At 70.6% G+C, this 17,536-nt stretch carries 20 protein-coding genes and 1 pseudogene; 13 read left to right on the forward strand and 8 right to left on the reverse strand.

Translation table 11 applies throughout. The annotated features are described in order from the left end of the window. The first annotated feature begins 17 nt into the window (after positions 1–17). From OG819_RS31130 to hypE, 3 genes are all read left to right on the forward strand, one after another. Positions 18–326 carry a HypC/HybG/HupF family hydrogenase formation chaperone gene (locus tag OG819_RS31130; RefSeq protein ID WP_266622132.1) on the forward strand — a complete coding sequence of 103 codons (309 nt, stop codon included), beginning with the start codon at positions 18–20 and terminating at the stop codon, positions 324–326. Continuing rightward, on the forward strand, positions 323–1,447 hold the full coding sequence (gene hypD / locus OG819_RS31135; RefSeq protein WP_266622130.1) for a hydrogenase formation protein HypD: 1,125 nt from the start codon (positions 323–325) through the stop codon (positions 1,445–1,447). Before OG819_RS31130 ends, hypD begins: the two co-directional genes overlap by 4 nt. A 91-nt stretch (positions 1,448–1,538) precedes the next feature. Next, on the forward strand, positions 1,539–2,528 hold the full coding sequence (gene hypE / locus OG819_RS31140; protein ID WP_266652889.1) for a hydrogenase expression/formation protein HypE: 990 nt from the start codon (positions 1,539–1,541) through the stop codon (positions 2,526–2,528). Positions 2,529–2,641: 113 nt separating this feature from the next. Here the strand turns inward: hypE and OG819_RS31145 are convergent, their stop codons facing one another. Next, the gene (locus OG819_RS31145; RefSeq protein ID WP_266651892.1) at positions 2,642–3,436 is read right to left on the reverse strand and encodes a hypothetical protein; all 795 of its coding nucleotides are present in this window, start codon (positions 3,434–3,436) and stop codon (positions 2,642–2,644) included. A gap of 489 nt (positions 3,437–3,925) precedes the next feature. Here OG819_RS31145 and OG819_RS31150 point away from each other — a divergent pair, with 489 nt between their 5' ends. The 3 genes and pseudogenes from OG819_RS31150 to OG819_RS31160 all read left to right on the forward strand — a co-directional run. Continuing rightward, on the forward strand, positions 3,926–4,213 hold the full coding sequence (locus tag OG819_RS31150; RefSeq protein WP_266651894.1) for a VOC family protein: 288 nt from the start codon (positions 3,926–3,928) through the stop codon (positions 4,211–4,213). Continuing rightward, complete coding sequence (locus OG819_RS31155; RefSeq protein ID WP_266651896.1) at positions 4,210–5,046, forward strand: SDR family oxidoreductase; 837 nt, start codon at positions 4,210–4,212, stop codon at positions 5,044–5,046. Before OG819_RS31150 ends, OG819_RS31155 begins: the two co-directional genes overlap by 4 nt. A 172-nt stretch (positions 5,047–5,218) precedes the next feature. Then, positions 5,219–5,296, forward strand: a pseudogene (locus OG819_RS31160) (DUF1330 domain-containing protein); the annotation flags it as partial. A gap of 32 nt (positions 5,297–5,328) precedes the next feature. Here the strand turns inward: OG819_RS31160 and OG819_RS31165 are convergent. After that, positions 5,329–5,517 carry a ferredoxin gene (locus tag OG819_RS31165; protein WP_266622123.1) on the reverse strand — a complete coding sequence of 63 codons (189 nt, stop codon included), beginning with the start codon at positions 5,515–5,517 and terminating at the stop codon, positions 5,329–5,331. Further along, positions 5,514–6,803 (reverse strand): cytochrome P450, encoded by a 1,290-nt coding sequence (locus tag OG819_RS31170; RefSeq protein ID WP_266651898.1) that lies wholly within the window; start codon positions 6,801–6,803, stop codon positions 5,514–5,516. The genes OG819_RS31165 and OG819_RS31170 overlap by 4 nt, the downstream gene beginning before the upstream one ends. 541 nt (positions 6,804–7,344) lie before the next feature. Here OG819_RS31170 and OG819_RS31175 point away from each other — a divergent pair. Beyond that, a complete protein-coding gene (locus OG819_RS31175) occupies positions 7,345–8,139 on the forward strand; it encodes an RNA polymerase sigma factor SigF (RefSeq protein WP_266622120.1) in 795 nt (264 codons plus the stop codon). Between the two features lie 190 nt (positions 8,140–8,329). Here the strand turns inward: OG819_RS31175 and OG819_RS31180 are convergent, their stop codons facing one another. The 3 genes from OG819_RS31180 to OG819_RS31190 form a co-directional block, all read right to left on the reverse strand. After that, positions 8,330–8,704, reverse strand: coding sequence for an ANTAR domain-containing protein (locus tag OG819_RS31180; protein ID WP_266651900.1), 375 nt, complete (start codon positions 8,702–8,704; stop codon positions 8,330–8,332). Positions 8,705–8,817: 113 nt separating this feature from the next. Beyond that, on the reverse strand, positions 8,818–10,128 hold the full coding sequence (locus tag OG819_RS31185; RefSeq protein ID WP_266651902.1) for an FtsX-like permease family protein: 1,311 nt from the start codon (positions 10,126–10,128) through the stop codon (positions 8,818–8,820). 3 nt (positions 10,129–10,131) lie between these two features. Further along, positions 10,132–10,923 carry an ABC transporter ATP-binding protein gene (locus OG819_RS31190; RefSeq protein ID WP_266622115.1) on the reverse strand — a complete coding sequence of 264 codons (792 nt, stop codon included), beginning with the start codon at positions 10,921–10,923 and terminating at the stop codon, positions 10,132–10,134. 161 nt (positions 10,924–11,084) lie between these two features. On the opposite strand from OG819_RS31190, the gene OG819_RS31195 reads away from it, so the two are divergent. Genes OG819_RS31195 through OG819_RS31205 form a run of 3 tightly spaced genes read left to right on the forward strand, consistent with a single transcriptional unit; the run spans position 11,085 to position 13,365 of the window. Further along, positions 11,085–11,765, forward strand: a complete 681-nt coding sequence (locus OG819_RS31195; RefSeq protein ID WP_266622113.1) for an ABC transporter permease — start codon at positions 11,085–11,087, stop codon at positions 11,763–11,765. After that, positions 11,762–12,433 carry an ABC transporter permease gene (locus OG819_RS31200; RefSeq protein WP_266651904.1) on the forward strand — a complete coding sequence of 224 codons (672 nt, stop codon included), beginning with the start codon at positions 11,762–11,764 and terminating at the stop codon, positions 12,431–12,433. The genes OG819_RS31195 and OG819_RS31200 overlap by 4 nt, the downstream gene beginning before the upstream one ends. Continuing rightward, on the forward strand, positions 12,430–13,365 hold the full coding sequence (locus tag OG819_RS31205) for an ABC transporter substrate-binding protein (RefSeq protein WP_266651906.1): 936 nt from the start codon (positions 12,430–12,432) through the stop codon (positions 13,363–13,365). The genes OG819_RS31200 and OG819_RS31205 overlap by 4 nt, the downstream gene beginning before the upstream one ends. 5 nt (positions 13,366–13,370) lie before the next feature. Here OG819_RS31205 and OG819_RS31210 read toward each other — a convergent pair whose 3' ends face one another. Then, the gene (locus OG819_RS31210) at positions 13,371–14,210 is read right to left on the reverse strand and encodes a DUF1206 domain-containing protein (RefSeq protein WP_266651908.1); all 840 of its coding nucleotides are present in this window, start codon (positions 14,208–14,210) and stop codon (positions 13,371–13,373) included. Positions 14,211–14,559: 349 nt separating this feature from the next. On the opposite strand from OG819_RS31210, the gene OG819_RS31215 reads away from it, so the two are divergent. From OG819_RS31215 to OG819_RS31225, 3 genes are read left to right on the forward strand one after another with little or no spacing between them, the layout of a single operon-like run. Next, positions 14,560–15,153, forward strand: a complete 594-nt coding sequence (locus OG819_RS31215) for a hypothetical protein (protein ID WP_266651910.1) — start codon at positions 14,560–14,562, stop codon at positions 15,151–15,153. Continuing rightward, entirely contained in the window at positions 15,150–15,548 is a 399-nt protein-coding gene (locus OG819_RS31220; RefSeq protein ID WP_266651912.1) for a hypothetical protein, read from the forward strand. The genes OG819_RS31215 and OG819_RS31220 overlap by 4 nt, the downstream gene beginning before the upstream one ends. Positions 15,549–15,577: 29 nt before the next feature. After that, positions 15,578–16,162, forward strand: a complete 585-nt coding sequence (locus OG819_RS31225; RefSeq protein WP_266651914.1) for an alpha/beta hydrolase — start codon at positions 15,578–15,580, stop codon at positions 16,160–16,162. A 124-nt stretch (positions 16,163–16,286) separates the two neighbouring features. Here OG819_RS31225 and OG819_RS31230 read toward each other — a convergent pair whose 3' ends face one another. After that, complete coding sequence (locus tag OG819_RS31230) at positions 16,287–17,441, reverse strand: betaine/proline/choline family ABC transporter ATP-binding protein (protein WP_266651916.1); 1,155 nt, start codon at positions 17,439–17,441, stop codon at positions 16,287–16,289. Between the last annotated feature and the right edge of the window lie 95 nt (positions 17,442–17,536).

Here is a 17,536-nt window from a genome sequence, read left to right on the forward strand (position 1 = left end):
ACAGCGAGGAGAGGCCCATGTGCCTGGCGGTACCCGGCAGAGTGCTGGACATCGAGGAACGGGACGGCACCCGGATGGCCAACGTCGACTTCGGCGGTGTGGTCAAGGAGGTGTGCCTGGAGTACCTGCCCGACCTCAAGGTCGGCGAGTACGCCATCGTGCACGTCGGATTCGCCCTGCAGCGCCTAGACGAGGAGTCGGCGAAGCAGACGCTCGAACTGTTCGCCTCCCTCGGCCTGCTGCAGGAGGAGTTCGGCGACCCCTGGGAGTTGGCCGCGGAGGTGGGCGAGACCCTGCCGGCCGCGGGAGAGGAGGCGCGGAAGTGAAGTACATCGACGAGTTCCAGGACCCCGACCTGGCACGTCGGCTGCTCGACGACATCCACTCCACGGTGACCAGGCCATGGGCGCTGATGGAGGTGTGCGGCGGACAGACGCACACCATCATCCGCCATGGCATCGACCAACTCCTGCCGGACCAGGTCGAGTTGATCCACGGTCCGGGGTGTCCCGTGTGTGTGACCCCCTTGGAGGTCATCGACAAGGCGCTGGAGATCGCCTCCCGGCCGGGGGTGATCTTCTGTTCCTTCGGCGACATGCTCCGTGTGCCCGGCACGGGACGGGACCTGTTCCAGGTGCGGGGCGCGGGCGGCGATGTGCGGGTCGTGTACTCGCCGCTCGACGCCCTGCGGATCGCCCAGCAGAACCCAGACCGCGAGGTGGTCTTCTTCGGCATCGGCTTCGAGACGACCGCGCCGCCCAACGCGATGACGGTGTATCAGGCCCGCAAGCTCGGCATCCCGAACTTCAGTCTGCTGGTGTCCCACGTCCGCGTACCGCCCGCCATCGAGGCGATCATGCAGTCGCCGACCTGCCGCGTCCAGGGTTTCCTGGCGGCCGGGCACGTGTGCAGCGTGATGGGAGTGGGGGAGTACCCGGAGTTGGCGGAGCGCTTCCGCGTCCCGATCGTCGTGACCGGATTCGAACCCCTCGACATCCTCGAAGGCGTACGCCGGACCGTGGTGCAACTGGAGCGCGGCGAACACACCGTCGACAACGCCTACCCGCGTGCCGTCCGCCCGGAAGGGAACCCGGCAGCGCGGGCCATGCTGGAGGACGTCTTCGAGGTCACCGACCGGGCCTGGCGCGGGATCGGTGTGATCCCCGACAGCGGCTGGCGGCTGTCGGCGAAATACCGTGACCACGACGCCGAGTACCGCTTCTCGGTCGACGGCATCCAGACCCGCGAACCGGCCGAATGCCGCAGCGGCGAGGTCCTGCAGGGACTGCTCAAGCCGCACGAGTGCGAGGCGTTCGGCACGCTCTGCACCCCCCGCACCCCGCTCGGCGCCACCATGGTCTCCAGCGAGGGCGCCTGCGCCGCGTACTACCTCTACCGGCGCCTGGACATCACCCCCGCGCCCCGGGAGGCGACCCCCGTTGTCTGAGACCACCGGCACCACCGAACTCCGTACGCCCGTACTCGACCCCGCCGCCTGGACCTGCCCGGCCCCGCTGCGCGACCAGCCGCGGGTCGTCATGGGCCACGGGGGAGGCGGAGCGCTGTCCGCCGAACTCGTCCAGCACGTCTTCGCGCCCGCCTTCGGAGGTGAAGTGCTCGCCCAGCTGGGCGACGCGGCGGCGCTGTCGCTGGGCGGTGTCCGGATGGCCTTCTCCACCGATTCCTTCGTGGTGCGGCCGCTGTTCTTCCCCGGCGGCAGCATCGGTGATCTCGCCGTCAACGGCACCGTCAACGATCTCGCCATGAGCGGCGCCCGGGCCGCGTACCTCTCCTGCGGCTTCATCCTGGAGGAGGGCGTCGAGATGGAGACCGTCGCCCGGGTGGCCCAAGCGCTGGGCGCGGCGGCGCGGACCGCGGGCGTCGAGGTCGCGACCGGCGACACGAAGGTGGTGGAGGCCGGTCACGGCGACGGGATCTTCATCAACACGGCCGGTATCGGGCTCATCCCGGCGGGTGTCGACCTGCGCCCGCAGCGGGTCGTGCCCGGCGATGTGGTGCTGGTCAGCGGTGCGATCGGCGTGCACGGCGTGGCGATCATGAGCGTGCGTGAGGGCCTGGAGTTCGGGGTGGAGATCGAGAGCGACTGTGCGGCGCTGGGCGGACTGGTCGACGCCATGCTCGCCGTCACCCCGGATCTGCGTGTGCTGCGCGATCCCACGCGGGGTGGGCTGGCCGCCGCGCTGAACGAGATCGCGACGGCCTCGGGCACCGGCGTCGTCATCCGGGAACGCGACGTCCCGGTCCCGCCGGCCGTCGCCAACGCCTGCGCCGTACTGGGCCTCGACCCGATGTACGTGGCCAACGAGGGCAAGCTGGTGGCGTTCGTGCCCCGTGAGCACGCCGACGCCGTACTGGACGCCATGCGGGCGCATCCGCTGGGTACGGAGTCCAGGATCATCGGCGAGGTCGTGGACGCCCATCCGGGCATGGTGGTGGCCCGCACCGGACTGGGCGGCACCCGGGTGGTCGACCTGCCGATCGGGGAACAGCTGCCGAGGATCTGCTGACGCGTGGCGGGACGGCGGCGCGGGCGTCAGGTGGTGAACCCCACGTGGACATGGTCGTGGTGGGTGTCGTCGGAGAAGTACTGATGGCCCGAGCCGCCCGCGCGGCCGGTGCCCTACGTGAGGCGCTCGGCGTTCCCGACGTCGCTGCGGGACACGGCCAGGTAGGCGACGAAGCCGATGATGGCGACGGTCCAGGACAGGGTGACCGGTCCCAGCCCGAGCCCGAGGCCGCCGCGGGCGTGGCCGAGGGCCATCCAGTCGGCGACCGAGGCGCCGAGCGGGCGGGTGATGACGTACGCGGTCCAGAAGGCGGCCACCGCGTTCAGGGCGCCCCACTTGTGCATGACGGCCGGGACGGCGATGGCGACGGCGTACAGGACGGCCGAGCCGAGGTAGCCGAAGCCGATCGTGGCGGAGAGGTCACCGGCGGCGGTGCCGAGCGCGAAGGTGGCCAGCACGGTGGCCCAGTAGAAGAGCTCGCGGCGGCGGGTGTGGATGCTGTGGATGGAGAGGGTCTTCTCGCTGGCGTACCAGACGGCGAACACGGCTGCCAGCGCGGCCATGAAGAAGGGGGTGGAGATCGTGTACGGGACGCCCAGGCCGACGTGCAGGACGTCGGCGGCCATGGTGCCGAACACGCTGACCATCACGATCGCCGTCCAGTAGATCCAGGCGACGTAGCGACGGGCCTTGAGCTGGATGGTGAGTGCCACCACGAGGGCGAGCCCGCCGAGGCCGACTGCGGGGATCGGCCCGAGCTTCTTGGCGAGAAGGTCCGAGGCGGTCTCACCCATACCGGTGGTCAGCACCTTGATGACCCAGAAGTAGAGGGTGACTTCCGGAACCTTGCTCGCCAGATGGGCGGTGCCGGGTGCGCGACGGCGGCGGGTGAGGGGCTCTGTGCTCATGCCCGCACGATGACACGGCGAACAGCCCTGGTCACAGGGGTCTTTGCCATTGCTTTGGTGCTTCTGGTGCAGGAGTTGCCAGGGCCCGCGGCGGGCCTGAACACAACCTGAACACCCACGCCGCAACCCCCGGTTTCGTTGCGAAGCGGCATGAATCTGTTGGTAGGAAGAAAGGTTGCGGCGAGGAGTTCCGTTGCGCTTCCCGACAGCCCGTGAGAATATAATTCTCATTTAAAAGAACGCACTTCTTAGCGGTGGTTGAACTCAACGACGAGGGAGACATGTGGAAGCGACGGAGTACGGGCAGGCGGCCGTCGGCCGGGTACTGAAGGCTCAGGACCAGTTCCATCTCGGCATCGTCGTCGAGGACTTCGAGACGACCTTGGCCGAGTTCTCTTCCCTGTTCGGGTACAGGTGGTGCGGCGAGATCAGCGGACCGGTTCCCGTGACGCTGCCGGGTGGAGACACGGTGGTCGAACTCGGGTGTGTGTGTTCTCGACGACGACACCCCGTCTCGAGATCGTCCGGCGCGTCCCGGGGACCCTCTGGGAACCGGCGGCCGCTGGCGCCGTCCATCATGTCGGCTACTGGTCCGACGACGTCGCCGCGGACGCCGCCGAACTGGAACGCCACGGTTTCGTCCGGGAAGCGACGCGCAGGGGTGCCGACGGCGCCCCGTTCGCGTTCCTCCGCAGCCCGGCCAGCGGCTACCGCGTCGAACTGGTGAGCCGGGTGGCGCGGCAGAGCCTGGAGCGGTTCTGGGGGATGAGCGCATGACGACCGTCGGGATCGTCACCGGCGCCGGCCGCGGGATGGGGCTGGCCTGCGCGCGGCGACTCACCGACCAGGTGGACACGCTGCTTCTCGTCGACCGGGACGAGGCGACCGTGACCGCGGCCGCCAAGGACCTGTCCGCGACCGGTCAGGGCGCTGTCGTCGAACCGTTCGTCCTCGACATCACCGATGCCGAGGGCCTGGCCGGGCTCGCCGCCCGGGTCGGGGAACTGGGCACCCTGCGCGCCGTCGCCCACGCCGCGGGCATCTCGCCCACCATGGCCGACTGGCGTCGTATGTTCACCGTCGACCTCGTCGGGACCGCGCTGCTGGCCGAGACGCTCCGCCCGCTCGCCACCGAGGGCACGGCCCTGGTGTGCTTCGCGTCGATGGCCCCGCTGCTCGGCGGCACCGACCCGGACCCGGCCGTCGACGCGGTGCTGGACGACCCGCTCGACGAGCGGTTCCTCGACCGCGTGCACGAGGCCGTCGGACCGCGCATCGAGGACACCGGCATCGCGTACGCGTGCGCCAAACGCGGGGTGCACCGCTTCGTCCAGCGTGAGGCGGTGCGGATCGGGCCGCTGGGCGCCCGTATCTGCTCGGTGTCTCCCGGGCTGATCGACACTCCCCAGGGGCGGAAGGAATCCGCGAGCCATCCGGGGATGGAACTGCTGCTGCGGCAGACCCCGCTCGGCCGGCAGGGGCGGTCCGAGGACGTCGCCGCGGCCGTCGCCTTCCTGCTGTCGTCCGAGGCCGGATTCCTGAGCGGGATCGACCTCCTCGTGGACGGCGGTGTGTGCGCCGCCGTCCGGACGCGAGCCGGTCGCACGTGAGGCCGTCAGCACCCACGTGAGGACCCGTGAGTGCCCGTGGGTTCAGCGGTCCGCCGCCGACCGCTGCCGGTGGGCGGTGGCGAGGCGCAGTTCGCGGCCACATCGGGTCCGCTCGGTGTGTGGACGACCATCGTCTTGAGGTCGATGTGGTCGAGGAGCCGTCGTCCTGGCGGTGGATTCAGGGCCCCAGCTCCTGGAGGGCAGCCGGCACGGCAACCGTACGGTCGTCCTCGAATTCGAGTCCGTGCAAGCGGCCCGCGCGGTGTGCGCGGGCCGCGACCCTCAGTCCAGCGTGATGGCGCGCTCGGGGCAACTGCCCATCGCCGTACGCACGGTCTCCTCGAACTCGGCCGGTACCTCTGGAGCGAGTACGACCGCGTAGCCGTCGTCGGTCAGGTCGAACACCTCGGGGCAGAGCGACCAGCAGACCCCGTGTCCGCGGCAGCGGTCCCCGTCGACGTCCGCCTTCACCGCGCCGGCTCCTCGGTGAGAGTGAACTCGACGTTCAGGTGGGTCAGACCGCGCAGGATGTACGTCGGGATGTAGTGATACCGGCGCTCGCCCTCAGGGCCATGGACGCGCTCCGAGAGCCTGATGTCGGCCGTGCGGTCGAGGAGCCGCTCGATGGCCACCCGGCCCTCGGCGCGGGCCAGCGGCGCACCGGGGCAGGTGTGGATGCCCCGTCCGAAGGCGATGTGGTGGCGGGCGTTGGCGCGGGCCGGGTCGAAGGTGTCCGGCTCCTCGAAGTGGCGGGGGTCGCGGTTCGCGGCCCCGTTCAGCACCATCACCGTGGTGCCGGCCGGTATGTCGACACCGCCCACCGTGGTCGGCACCCTGGACAGCCGGAAGTCGCCTTTGATCGGGCTCTCCATCCGCAGCGCCTCTTCGATGAAGTTGGGGATGCGGTCGCGCTCCTCGCGCAGTCGCCGCTGCAGCTCCGGGCGCTCGACGAGCAGCTTGAGCGCGGAGCTGAGCAGCCGGACCGTGGTCTCCTGGCCCGCCGCGAAGAGATTGGTCGCCACCCGGGCCACATCGGCGACGTCCGGTGCAGAGCCGTTCGGGAACGTCGCCGAGGCCAGTCCGGAGAGCACGTCGCCCCGCGGTTCGCGGCGCCGTTCCTCGACATAGGCCGCGAACCGCTCGTACAGATACTCCAGCGGTGTGTGCTCCATCTCCCGTTCCGTGCTGCCCACCCCGCCGTCCGTCTGCGGCCGGTGCTCCAGCCCCTTGACGAACTCCTCGTGGTCCTCGACGGGCACGCCGAGCAGGTCGGTGATCACGCGCAGGGTGAACGGGCCCGCGAACCCGCTGATGAAGTCGCCCTCGCCCTGGGCGAGGAACGTGTCCAGCTGGCGGTCGGCCAGCTGCCACATCGCCGCCTCGTTCTCCTTGAGGCGTCGCGGTGTGATCAGCCGCATCAGCAGCGCGCGGTGGTCGGTGTGCGTCGGCGGGTCGAGCGTCGGAAGCTGGTCGCTGAAGGGGAGTTCGGCACGGTGCCGCTCGATGAGCTCGGTCACGTCGTCCCCTTCGAGCGGGACCGGGAACCCCGGGAAGGGGCCGCTCACCGAGAGGCACGACGAGAACGTCTCGCTGTCGTTGAACACTTGAATCGCTTCGTCGTACCCCGTCACCATCACCACGTCGTGGTGGCTCTCGCGCTGTACGGGACACTTCCCCCGCATCGCCTCGAAGTACGGGTAGGGATCCGCGACGAGCCCGTCGTCCCGGAAGAAGTTCATCGCCTCGAAGTCGTTCACCGTGTGCAACGCTCCCTTCGGCACCGCGACGCGTGTGTCCCCCCGTGGTCGTGAATGGGGTGGGTCGGCAGGGCTCGGGCGGCCGTCGAGCGGGGTCAGGGCAGTGGTTCGGCGACGCGGCGGATCTCGGCGTGGGCGCGTCGCGTCGGTCCTCCGATGCGGACGTCGCGTGAACAGTTACGATCCTGCTGGTGAGAACCGTATTCTCTTCATTGAGCATTAGATTTTCATGGTGCGGCCGCCCCGTCAACGGTCGGCGGGGGTCCGGGTGAATCCGACGGATACGGATTCGCGGACGATTCGTGACGCTCCGGAAACGGCCCTTCGCCCGGTGTCACTTCCTTCGGGCGATTCTCCGAGGTTTGTTCCAGGATTGTTTGCGTGCCCGATATGGGGGAATTGTCACCTAAGTGCTTCGGACAGGAGGCACGTCCGTGGGAGCTGGCTCCGCCAGATCGCCGGTGTCTCCCGTCCGGTTCTTTGTGCGCGCCCTCCCATGGGGACTGTCCCGTCGGCAACCCCATAGGGAGTTGTGAGCACCATGCGCATGACGTCCGGCACCAAGCGACACCCCCACGACGACGCCCCCGACACCGCCGCGGCCTTCATCCGCCTCGCCGCCCTGCCCGACGGGCCCGAGCGGCAGGCGCTGCGCGAGCAGATCGTCCGGTCCTGGCTGCCCATGGCGGAGCGAGTGGCCCGCCGCTACCGGGGCAAGGGCGAGTCCGTCGAGGACCTCAACCAGGTCGCGGCACTCGGCCTGGTCAAGGCTGTCGACCGCTACGACCCCGAGCTCGGCAACGCCTTCGAGAGCTACGCCGTCCCGACCATCACCGGCGAGATCAAGCGTCACTTCCGCGACCACATGTGGACCCTGCACGTCCCGCGCCGCGTCCAGGACGTGCGCAACAGGGTGCGCACGGCCCTCAAGGACCTGTCGCAGACCATGCAGGGCCGACGGCCCACCGTCGCCGAGATCGCCGCGTACGCGCACCTCAGCGAGGAGGAGGTATGCACCGGTCTCGAGGCCCTGGACAGCTTCTCCGCCCTCTCCCTGGACGCCGAACTGCCCGGCGGGGACGACGGCTACGCGCTCACCGACGCGCTGGGCGCGCTCGACAACGGGTTCGACCTGGTCATCGACCGCGAGTCGGTGAAACCGGCCCTCCACGAGCTCCCCGAGCGCGAACGCACCATCCTCTACCTGCGCTTTTTCCAGGGCATGACGCAAAGCTGCATCGCCGATCAGCTCGGCATCTCGCAGATGCACGTCTCCCGCCTCCTCAGCAACTGCTGCGCCTCCGTGCGCGAACAGGTGCTCGCCGATGCGGCATGAACCATGGGCGGAACCATGGGCGGAACCATGGGCGGAACCATGGGCGGGGGACACACCCGACCGCCCGGGGGGTTGCCCCGTCCGGACGGTCGGAGGCGAGCTCACTGCCGAACCCTCCCGGGAGCGGTTGGCCAGCGGGCCACCTCTCTCTGGACTACCTGGGTGGATCAGTTCCAAACAAATTCGGCGGCTACGGGGCGGGGGAACCCCCGGGGATCTGCGTGGGCCCGTACTTGTCGAGCGTCTCCTCCAGGACCGCGCGCATTTCGGGCGGCAGATCTCCCTGCCGCCCCCAGACGAGAATCATTCCCGCGATCGCGCGCAGCTTGATGTTCGTGTGCTGTGAGACTTCCTGGAGCACGGCCCAGCCCTGGTCGGGGGAGACCCGGCCGAGGGCGACCATCATGCCGATGGCCTGGTCCACCGTGGCGTGCGAGGTGACGGCTTCCTTCAGCTGGTCGACCTCTTCCCGCAGCTCGACGATCCGGTCCGTGGTGCCGGCGGGTACGGACTCCTGCGGAGCGTCGGGCGGATCTGCGCCTCCCGAACAGGTGTCTGACGTCATCGTCCCCTCCGGGGTCCGGATCCTGGCGGCGGAAACCGTCGTCCTTCGAGTCCATCGTGGCGACTCGGCCGGGCAGGTACCAGTGGGCAACGCCCCCGCGGTCCGCCGCCCGTTCACGCGACCAGGGTCACCGCCGCCACGGCCGGCGTCCGCAGGGTGCGGCGGGCCGTGAACAGGACGGTCCCCAGGGTCACCACGGCCGCGACCGCGACGACGGCGAGCCAGATGCCCGGTCCCCGGCCCGGCCACGGGGAGTCCGTACGCACGGCGGTGAACGCGAGGACCCCGGCGAGCCCGGTCAGGGTGCCGAAGAAGACGCCGGTCACCGTCAGGATCAGGCCCTCGGCGCCGACCGCGCCGAGCACCTGCCCCGGCGTCGCACCGGCCAGCCGCTGCTGCCCGAACTCCCGGCCGCGGTAAGTCGTCGCCGCGTACAGGGAGTTGATCAGCATGACGCAGCAGAAGACCACGATGACGCCGACGACCGTGAGGTTGAGCGTCTCGAGGTTCTTCGCGTCGACCGACTCGAGGACACCGGAGGCCCTGATCGCGTCGTTCTCGACCGCCTGCATGGTCAGCGTCGCCGACGCCATGCACGTGAAGAGGATCAGCGGCATCAGGACACCGGACATCTCCGTGGCACGCCGACGCAGGTTCCGTACGGCCAGATACCCGCTCGAGCCCGCGAGGGGCAGCCGGTCGAGCAGGCCCTCCAGCAGCCGCGGCGCCAGCAGCGCGCACCCCACGGACAGCAGGATCGCCCCGTACGCGGGAGGCGCCATCAGTGCGGCGTCCTCGGCCGAGAACGCGAAGGTGGAACAGACCGCCGCACCACCGACGAGCAGAGCCGCGTACGCGAGGAACGTCCGCGCCCCGCCCCGGGTGCGACGCCGGAGCGTCACCCGCCGCACCGCGAGGAACGCCGCGCCCGCCGCGGCCGACACCGTGATGCCGATGCCCGACGCGAGGGCGACGGTACCGAAGGAGTAGTCGACGGAGCGGCGGACCTGGCCGCTGTCCTGGAAGACGCCCAGCAGGGCGCGTCCGCCGAGCATCGCCGGACCCATCGCCAGCACCGCACCCACCAGGGCGATCGCCACCGCCTCGGCCACGACCAGCCGGTTGATCTGTGCGGGAGTCGCCCCTGAGCACCTCAGCAGCTCCATCTCGGCACCGCGCTGACGGACGTTCACCGTCAGGGTCGAGGCGATCGCGAAGAACACCAGCAGGGTGCCGTAGCCGCCGACGACGCCCGCCGCGGTGGACAGCGACTCCGCGCTCACGGAGTCCACCCCGGGCTGCCCGGCCGTGTCGTGCAGCGACTCGAAGGTCATGACGATCGCCGCGCCGAGGAAGGCGGACAGCAGGGTCGCCGTGGCGCGCCCGGGGCGCTGCCGGAGGGAACGCAGGGCCAGAGCGAACACGGCTCACACCCCCACCTTCGCGTCGTCGCCGAGGTGCGCCAGGCGCCCGGCCACGGCGTCCGCCGTCGGCGCGCGCAGCTGACCGGCCGGCCGCCCGTCCGCGAGGAACACGACCGCGTCGGCGTACGAGGCGGCGACCGGATCGTGCGTCACCATGACGACCGTCCTGCCGTGCACCCGCACGGCCTCCTGAAGCAGCCGCAGCACATCCCGTGCGCCACGGCTGTCGAGGGCACCGGTCGGCTCGTCCGCGAAGATCACCCGAGGCTCGGCGACCAGCGCCCGGGCGATCGCCACGCGCTGCTGCTGACCGCCGGAGAGCTGGTCGGGCAGGCTGCCGAGCCGCTCGCCCAGACCGACCGCCGTCAGGATCTCCCGCGCCCGGGCCCGGTCGACGCGCCGCCCGGCCAGCTTCAGCGGCAGGATCGTGTTCTGGGCGACGGTCAACGTCGGCAGCAGGTTGTACTGCTGGAAGACGAAACCGATCCTCTCGCGCCGGAACTTCGTCAGCTCGGCCTCCCCGCCGCCCGTCATCTCCACACCGTCGACCCGCACGATGCCCTTGTCGGGCCGCTCCAGCCCGGCCGCGCACCGAAGCAGCGTGGACTTGCCGGACCCCGAGGGCCCCATGACCGCGGTGAAGCTGCCCCGTGCCAGACCGAGGCTGACCTCGTCCAGCGCGGTCACGGCACTCTCCCCGGCGCCGTAGGTCTTGCCGACCTTGACCAGTCGCAGCGCCTCCCGGTCGGGTTCCGATTCGTTCGTACGTCGCGAGGTGCGGCGAAACATCGTCATCACTCTCCGTCCGGCACGCCCTGTGCCTCGCTCACGACGCTACGGAGCGCACGCCCGACCCACATGGGGCACAGAACCCGTATCGCGGGGTGTACCCAGTGACACCCCGTACGGGTCACCAGAACGCGCCGACCCCCGCCCGCCCCCGGTGCAATGGACGCGTGACCGCGCCCCCGGACGACTGTCTCGCCCGCAACGAGTGGATCTGCGGTGAGTATCTGAGCACGCGCCGCCAGATCCTCCTGGACGCGGTCGTCCAGCACCTCCAGCTCACGGCGGTCTCCGTCCTCGTCGGACTCGTCATCGCGGTGCCGCTCGCCGTCCTCGCCCGTCGCTGGGGCTGGACGGCCGGACCGGTCCTCGCGGTGACCACGATCCTTTACACCATCCCGTCCCTCGCGATGTTCTCGCTGCTCCTGCCCGTGTATGGACTGTCGGCCACGCTGGTCGTCTCCGGCCTCGTCCTCTACTCACTGACCCTCCTCGTCCGGAACATCCTCGCGGGCCTGCGCGCCGTCCCCGAGGAGACCCGGCAGGCCGCACGCGGCATGGGATACGGGCCCATCCGCCTCCTGCTCACCGTGGAACTGCCGCTCGCCGTGCCCGCCGCGATGGCCGGACTGCGCATCGCCACCGTCTCGGCGGTCTCGCTGGTGACGGTCGGCGCGATCGTCGGGTTCGGCGGCCTCGGCAACCTCATCTACGCGGGCATGAACACCTACTTCAAGGCGCAGGTCCTCACCGCGTCCGTGCTCTGCGTCGTCATCGCCGTCGCCGCGGACCTCCTCCTGCTCGCGGCGCAGCGGCTCATCACCCCCTGGACCCGGGCGACCCGCGGATGAACACCCTGACCGGGGCCTGGGACTGGCTCACCGACCCCGCGCACTGGTCCGGCGACGACGGCGTCTGGAACCGCCTCGCCCAGCACCTCGTCCTGACCGTCGTCTGCCTCGTCATCAGCTGCCTCATCGCGCTGCCCGTCGCCCTCGTCCTGGGCCACCTCGGCAAGGGCGGCGCGCTCGCCGTGAACATCTCCAACATCGGCCGCGCCGTCCCCACCTTCGCCGTACTGGTCCTCCTGCTGCTCACCCCGCTCGGCAAGTGGGGCGAGGGCCCGACCGTCGTCGCGCTGGTCCTCTTCGCCGTACCGCCGCTGCTCACCAACGCGTACGTGGGGATGCGCGAGGTCGACCGGAGCGTGGTGCGCGCGGCGCGAGGCATGGGGATGACGGGGCGGCAGATGTTGTTCCATGTCGAACTGCCCCTCGCGTTGCCCATGGTGATGAACGGCGTGCGGATCGCCGCCGTCCAGCTCGTCGCGACCGCCACCATCGCCGCGCTCGCGGGCGGCGGCGGACTCGGCCGGATCATCACCGCGGGCTTCAACCTGGCGAGCACCCCGCAGGTCGTCGCCGGCGCGATGCTCGTCGCCGTGTTCGCCCTGATCGTCGAGGGGATCTTCGAGATCGCCGAACGGCTGGCACCGCGCTGGGCGAGGGGTGTCCGATGAGGCGGGGCGGCGCCCTGCTGTGCCTGGTCCTGCTGACGGGATGCGGCACCGGTCCGTCCCTGGAGAACCGCGGCGCGGTCACCGCCTCGCCCGGCGACAGCAAGCACCTGACCATCGGCTCGGCGGGGTTCACCGAGAGCGACCTGCTCGCCCAGATGTACGCGCTGCTGCTCGACCAGGCCGGATACAAGACCTCCACGCTGACGGTCGCCAACCGCGAACTCTACGAACCCGCCCTGGAATCGGGCCAGATCGACGTCGTACCGGAGTACGCGGCCACCTTCGCGGACTGGCTGAACGCCAAGACCCACGGCGCGGGCGCCCCGCCGGTCGGCTCACCCGACCTCGCCGCCACGATGAAGGCGCTCCGGTCGCTCGCCACACCGCGCGGCCTCACCGTCCTTGACCCCGGCAGGGCCGTCGACCAGAACGCCTTCGCGGTGACGAAGGCGTACGCCAGGCAGCATCACCTGAAGACCCTCAGCGACCTGGGCGCGTCGCATCTTCCGGTACGGCTCGCGGCGGGCGACGAATGCGTTCAACGGCCCTACTGCGAACCCGGGTTGAAGAAGACGTACGGCATCGACATCATCGGCGTCGACCCGAAGGGCGTGGGCACCACGCAGGCGAAGCGGGCCGTGCAGAGTGGTCAGGACCAGATGGTCCTGACCACGACGACGGACGCGACGCTGGACGAGTTCGGCCTCGTCCTCCTCGCCGACGACAAGCACCTGCAGAACGCCGACTACATCGTGCCCGTCGTCAACCGCTCGCGCGCCGGCAGCGAGGGCGTCACCAAAGCACTCGGCAAGCTCAACGACGTCCTCACCACCGCGGACCTGGCATCGATGAACCGGCAGGTGGACAGCTGGCGCCGGCTGCCCGCGGACGTGGCCCGGACCTATCTGAAGGACAAGGGCCTGGTGAAGTGACGTGCTCAGACCCGGCGCCAGCGCGCCATCGCGAAGGAGAACAGACCGAACAGTACGAGTCCGCCGGCGACGCAGACCAGCAGCCACGGTCCCGCCGGGGTGTGGGCGAACGAGCGGATCGTGTCGTCCAGCCCCTTCGCCCGGTCGGGTTCGTAGTCGATCGCCGCACGCACGGCGAAGCACCCCGCCGCGGCGAACACCAGCCCCCGCGCCGCACCGCCGCCCACGCCGGTCACATCCACCAGCCGCCGCGTACGCGCCGACATCTGACCGAGCTTCAGTTTCTTGTGGTACTTGCGCAACACGGCCCGCCCGCCGATCAGCACACCCGCCACGACGATGCCGACTCCGGCGGCGCCGACGATCCACTGCCCCGCCGACAGGTCCAGCACCTTGGCCGTCACATCCCGCGACTGCCGGTCGCTCGAACTCTGCCCACCACTGCCCGGGCCCGCCGCGAACGACAGCACGGAGTAGGCGACGAACGCATAGAAGACGAACCGCACGGCGGACAGCAGCCGCTTCTTCGCCGCACGGCCGTCCGGCCCGACGCAGCCGAAGCACGCCTCGGACAGCCGCCACACGGCCATGCCGACGAGACCGACACCCAGCACCCACAGCAGCACCGCACCGAAGGGCTTCTGCGCGATCTCGGCGACGGCACCGTTGCGGTCCGCCTGCTTCTTCCCGTCCCCGAAGGCGATCCGCAGCGCCAGCACACCGACCAGCAGGTAGATCACGCCCCGCGCGGTCAGACCCGCCCGGGCGGCGTACTCCATCACCGGGCCCCTCGCCACGCGCCGAGCCTCGACGCGTCCGGTCCGTGCCGCCGTACTTGCGTTCATGTGGACCTCCCACGATCCGGGTGCCCGCGCATCGGAGGGGCACACACGCACGGAAGTGGCCGGATTGCGGTACTCCGATGCCGGATGAGGCCTTCCTCCTCGGGCCTGGCTCGCTACGCTTCAAGGAGGTGCTCTGCCACGGGGGGTTCACATGGGCAGTCCAGTATTCAAGCCGAAGACGCAGCCGGTCTCTCGGAGCAAGGCCGAGGCTCGGCCCGCCCCTCCCGAGACCGAGGCGAGGCAGCACACCAGCTCGCGGCAGCACGCTGTGGAGGAGGGGAGGCAGCACACCAGCTCGTGGCAGCGGCCTGGACCGGAAACGCGCTCCCCCGGGTATGACACCTCGCACGTGGAACGGAGTTCGGGCGCGGCCGGGCGTCCGGCCGAGGCACCGCGCAGCGCCCTGCCTCCGCTCATCGACCACGGCGACTACGACTCCTTGCTGCGCCGGGCCCGTGAGCCTTTTCCCCATCAACGCAGCACCCTGCGTCCGGACGAGCCGACGACTCCGTTGGTCTACGTCTTCGGCCCGATCACCAACAGTCAGGTGGCGGTCAACTCCCAAGGGGGTGTGATCCAGAACCGGACCGACGTACGGCCCGAGCAGTTCTACCGGGCGCAGTTCCAGCCGGCGCGGCGTGCCGACCCCGTACAGGTGGTGGAAACCGTGCGGGTCGAGGTCGAACGGCTGGGGCTGGACCTCTACTCGCAGTACGTCATTCGGCAGGCCGCAGCGGTGATCAAGGTGGAGCTGGCCCGCCCTCCGATCAATGAGGCGCGTGTCCGCGGGGCCGTCGAGCAGATCCTCGCCTGCCTGGCCCGGCAGCCCGGCGGCCGCCCTCTCACCGCCCGTCTGGCGGCCCTGACCGCTCGCCTGGAGGCTGTCCTCGGTGCCGTCGGCAACGCGGCGGAAGAGAACTCCGGTTCAGGAGGCATACGTTGACGAGTTCGGGCGGTGCCCAGTTCTACGGGCCCATTCACGGCAGTCAGATCGCGATCGGCGGCCACAACGTCACCCAGCACCAGTACGTGACGGCCGACGAAGGGGCGAGCGCCCGGCTCGCCGAGGCACTGCGGTCCATGCTCGCGGCGCTGGAGACGCTCGGTCTGCCCGCCGAGGACGAAACGGCCGTGCGCCAGGACGCCCAGGCCGCTCTGTCGGAGGCCGCCCAGTCGCAGCCGGACGTGGGACGCCTGCGCGGTCTGCTGGGCCGGATCAGGGACGTACTGGCATCGGTGGCGGCCGGCGCGGCAACCGGGGCCGCGGTGGGCGCCGGTACCGGAGCGGCCGAACTGGCGCACGCCGTGCTCGTCGACCTGCAGAACGCGCTGCCCTGAGTCCGCCGCCTCGTGGCCGACACTGAAGGGTGACTTCGAACTCGCGTTCTTTCCTCATCCTGCACGGCTGGCAGAACCACCGTCCCGTGGACCACTGGGAGCACTGGCTGGCGGACGAACTGACCGCCCGCGGCCACGCCGTCACCTACCCGCAGCTCCCGGACCCCGACCACCCGGACCTCGCGGTGTGGCTCGACCGGCTCCACGCCCACCTCGACTCCCTCGGGCACGCGTACGAGCGCGTGGTCGTCTGCCACAGCCTCGCCGTCCCGCTGTGGCTGCATGCGGTGGCCCGCGGCAGGGCCCGGGCCGACCGGGTCCTTCTCGTCGCGCCGCCGTCCGACGAGGTCATGGCCGGCTACGAGGACATCGCCGGGTTCGCCGGTTCCGGCGCCACCGCCGCGCACCTGCGCGCCGCCGCCCCCGTGACCCGGCTCCTGGCCGCCGACGACGACCCGTACTGCCCGGGCGGCGCGGCCAAGGAATACGGCGTGCCTCTCGGCCTCGACACCGACGTCATCCAGGGCGCCGCCCACCTGGACCTCGACGCGGGCTACGGCCCCTGGCCGTCGGTCCTCGACTGGCGCCTCGACCCCGAGGTACGCCTCGCGTGACGGGCGCGCGCCCCAAGGGGCGCGGGGCTGTGACAATGTGCGGCTCCGCCGCGTGGGCGCGCCCAGCCACATCGGACCCGCAGCGGCGAACAACCCGTATCCCCAGCCCAACCCAGCGGAGCGTTCACGCATCGGAGACCGAGTCGAACGACACCTGCCCCCGCCGCACCCCCCGCGCATCCGCGTCCACCGACCGCCGCAGCGCCTCGTGGAGTTTCGCCGGGGTGAGTACGCCGAGGAAGCGGGCCCCGTCCAGTACCGCGACCCAGCCCGCGTCGTGCTGGAGCAGCACACCGAAGGCCTGCTTCAGCGGGGCGCCCACCGGGACCCAGGAGTTCATACGGTGGGCGCGGTCGCCGACGGACCCGCCCGCCGCCAACTCCTCGACGCCCACCCACCCGTGCAGATCACCCTCCGCGTCCAGCACGACCGCCCATCGTGTTCCCTCCGCGTGCAAGCGGGCGACGGCCGTCCCGGCGGGCTCGTCCAGGCGGGCGACGGGCGGCTGTTCCAGGTCGCCGGGCTCGATCTCGGTGACCGACAGCCGCTTCAGCCCGCGGTCGGCGCCGAGGAACTCGGCGACGTAGGGGGTGGCCGGGGTGCCGAGGACGGCCCCCGGGGTGTCGAACTGCTCGATGCGGCCCTGCCCGTACACCGCGATGCGGTCGCCGAGCCGTACCGCCTCCTCGATGTCGTGCGTGACCAGCAGCACCGTCTTGCGCACGGCCTCCTGCATCCGCAGGAACTCGTCCTGCAACTGTTCCCGGACCACCGGGTCGACGGCCCCGAAGGGCTCGTCCATCAGCAGTACGGGCGGATCGGCGGCCAGCGCCCGGGCCACACCGACCCGCTGGCGCTGGCCACCCGACAACTGTTCCGGATAGCGCGAGCCGTACGTCTTCGGGTCCAGGCCCACCAGTTCGAGCAGCTCCGCGGCGCGCGTCCGCGCCTTCGCCTTCTTCCAGCCGATGAGCGTCGGCACGGTCGCCGTGTTGTCGAGGATCGTCCGGTGCGGGAACAGGCCCACCTGCTGGATGACATATCCGATACGCCTCCGCAGCCGCACCGGGTCGACCGTGGCGATGTCCTCGCCGTTCACGAAGATCCGGCCCGAGGTCGGTTCGATCAGCCGGTTCACCATCATCATGGTCGTCGTCTTGCCGCAGCCCGACGGGCCGACGAGCGTGACGAGTTCGCCCTTTGCGACCTCGAACGAGAGGCCGTCCACGGCCGTCGTGCCGTCCGGATAGCGCTTGGTGACCTGTTCGAACCGGATCATCCCCTCACGCTAGGGCCTGTCCGGCGGATCAGGCCGCAGGAAACGGGGGATACCTCATCGCCGCAGATGGGCGTGCCAAGCCCCGCGTCTGCGGG

The sequence above is a fragment of the Streptomyces sp. NBC_01549 genome (genome assembly GCF_026339955.1).
GTDB lineage: Bacteria > Actinomycetota > Actinomycetes > Streptomycetales > Streptomycetaceae > Streptomyces.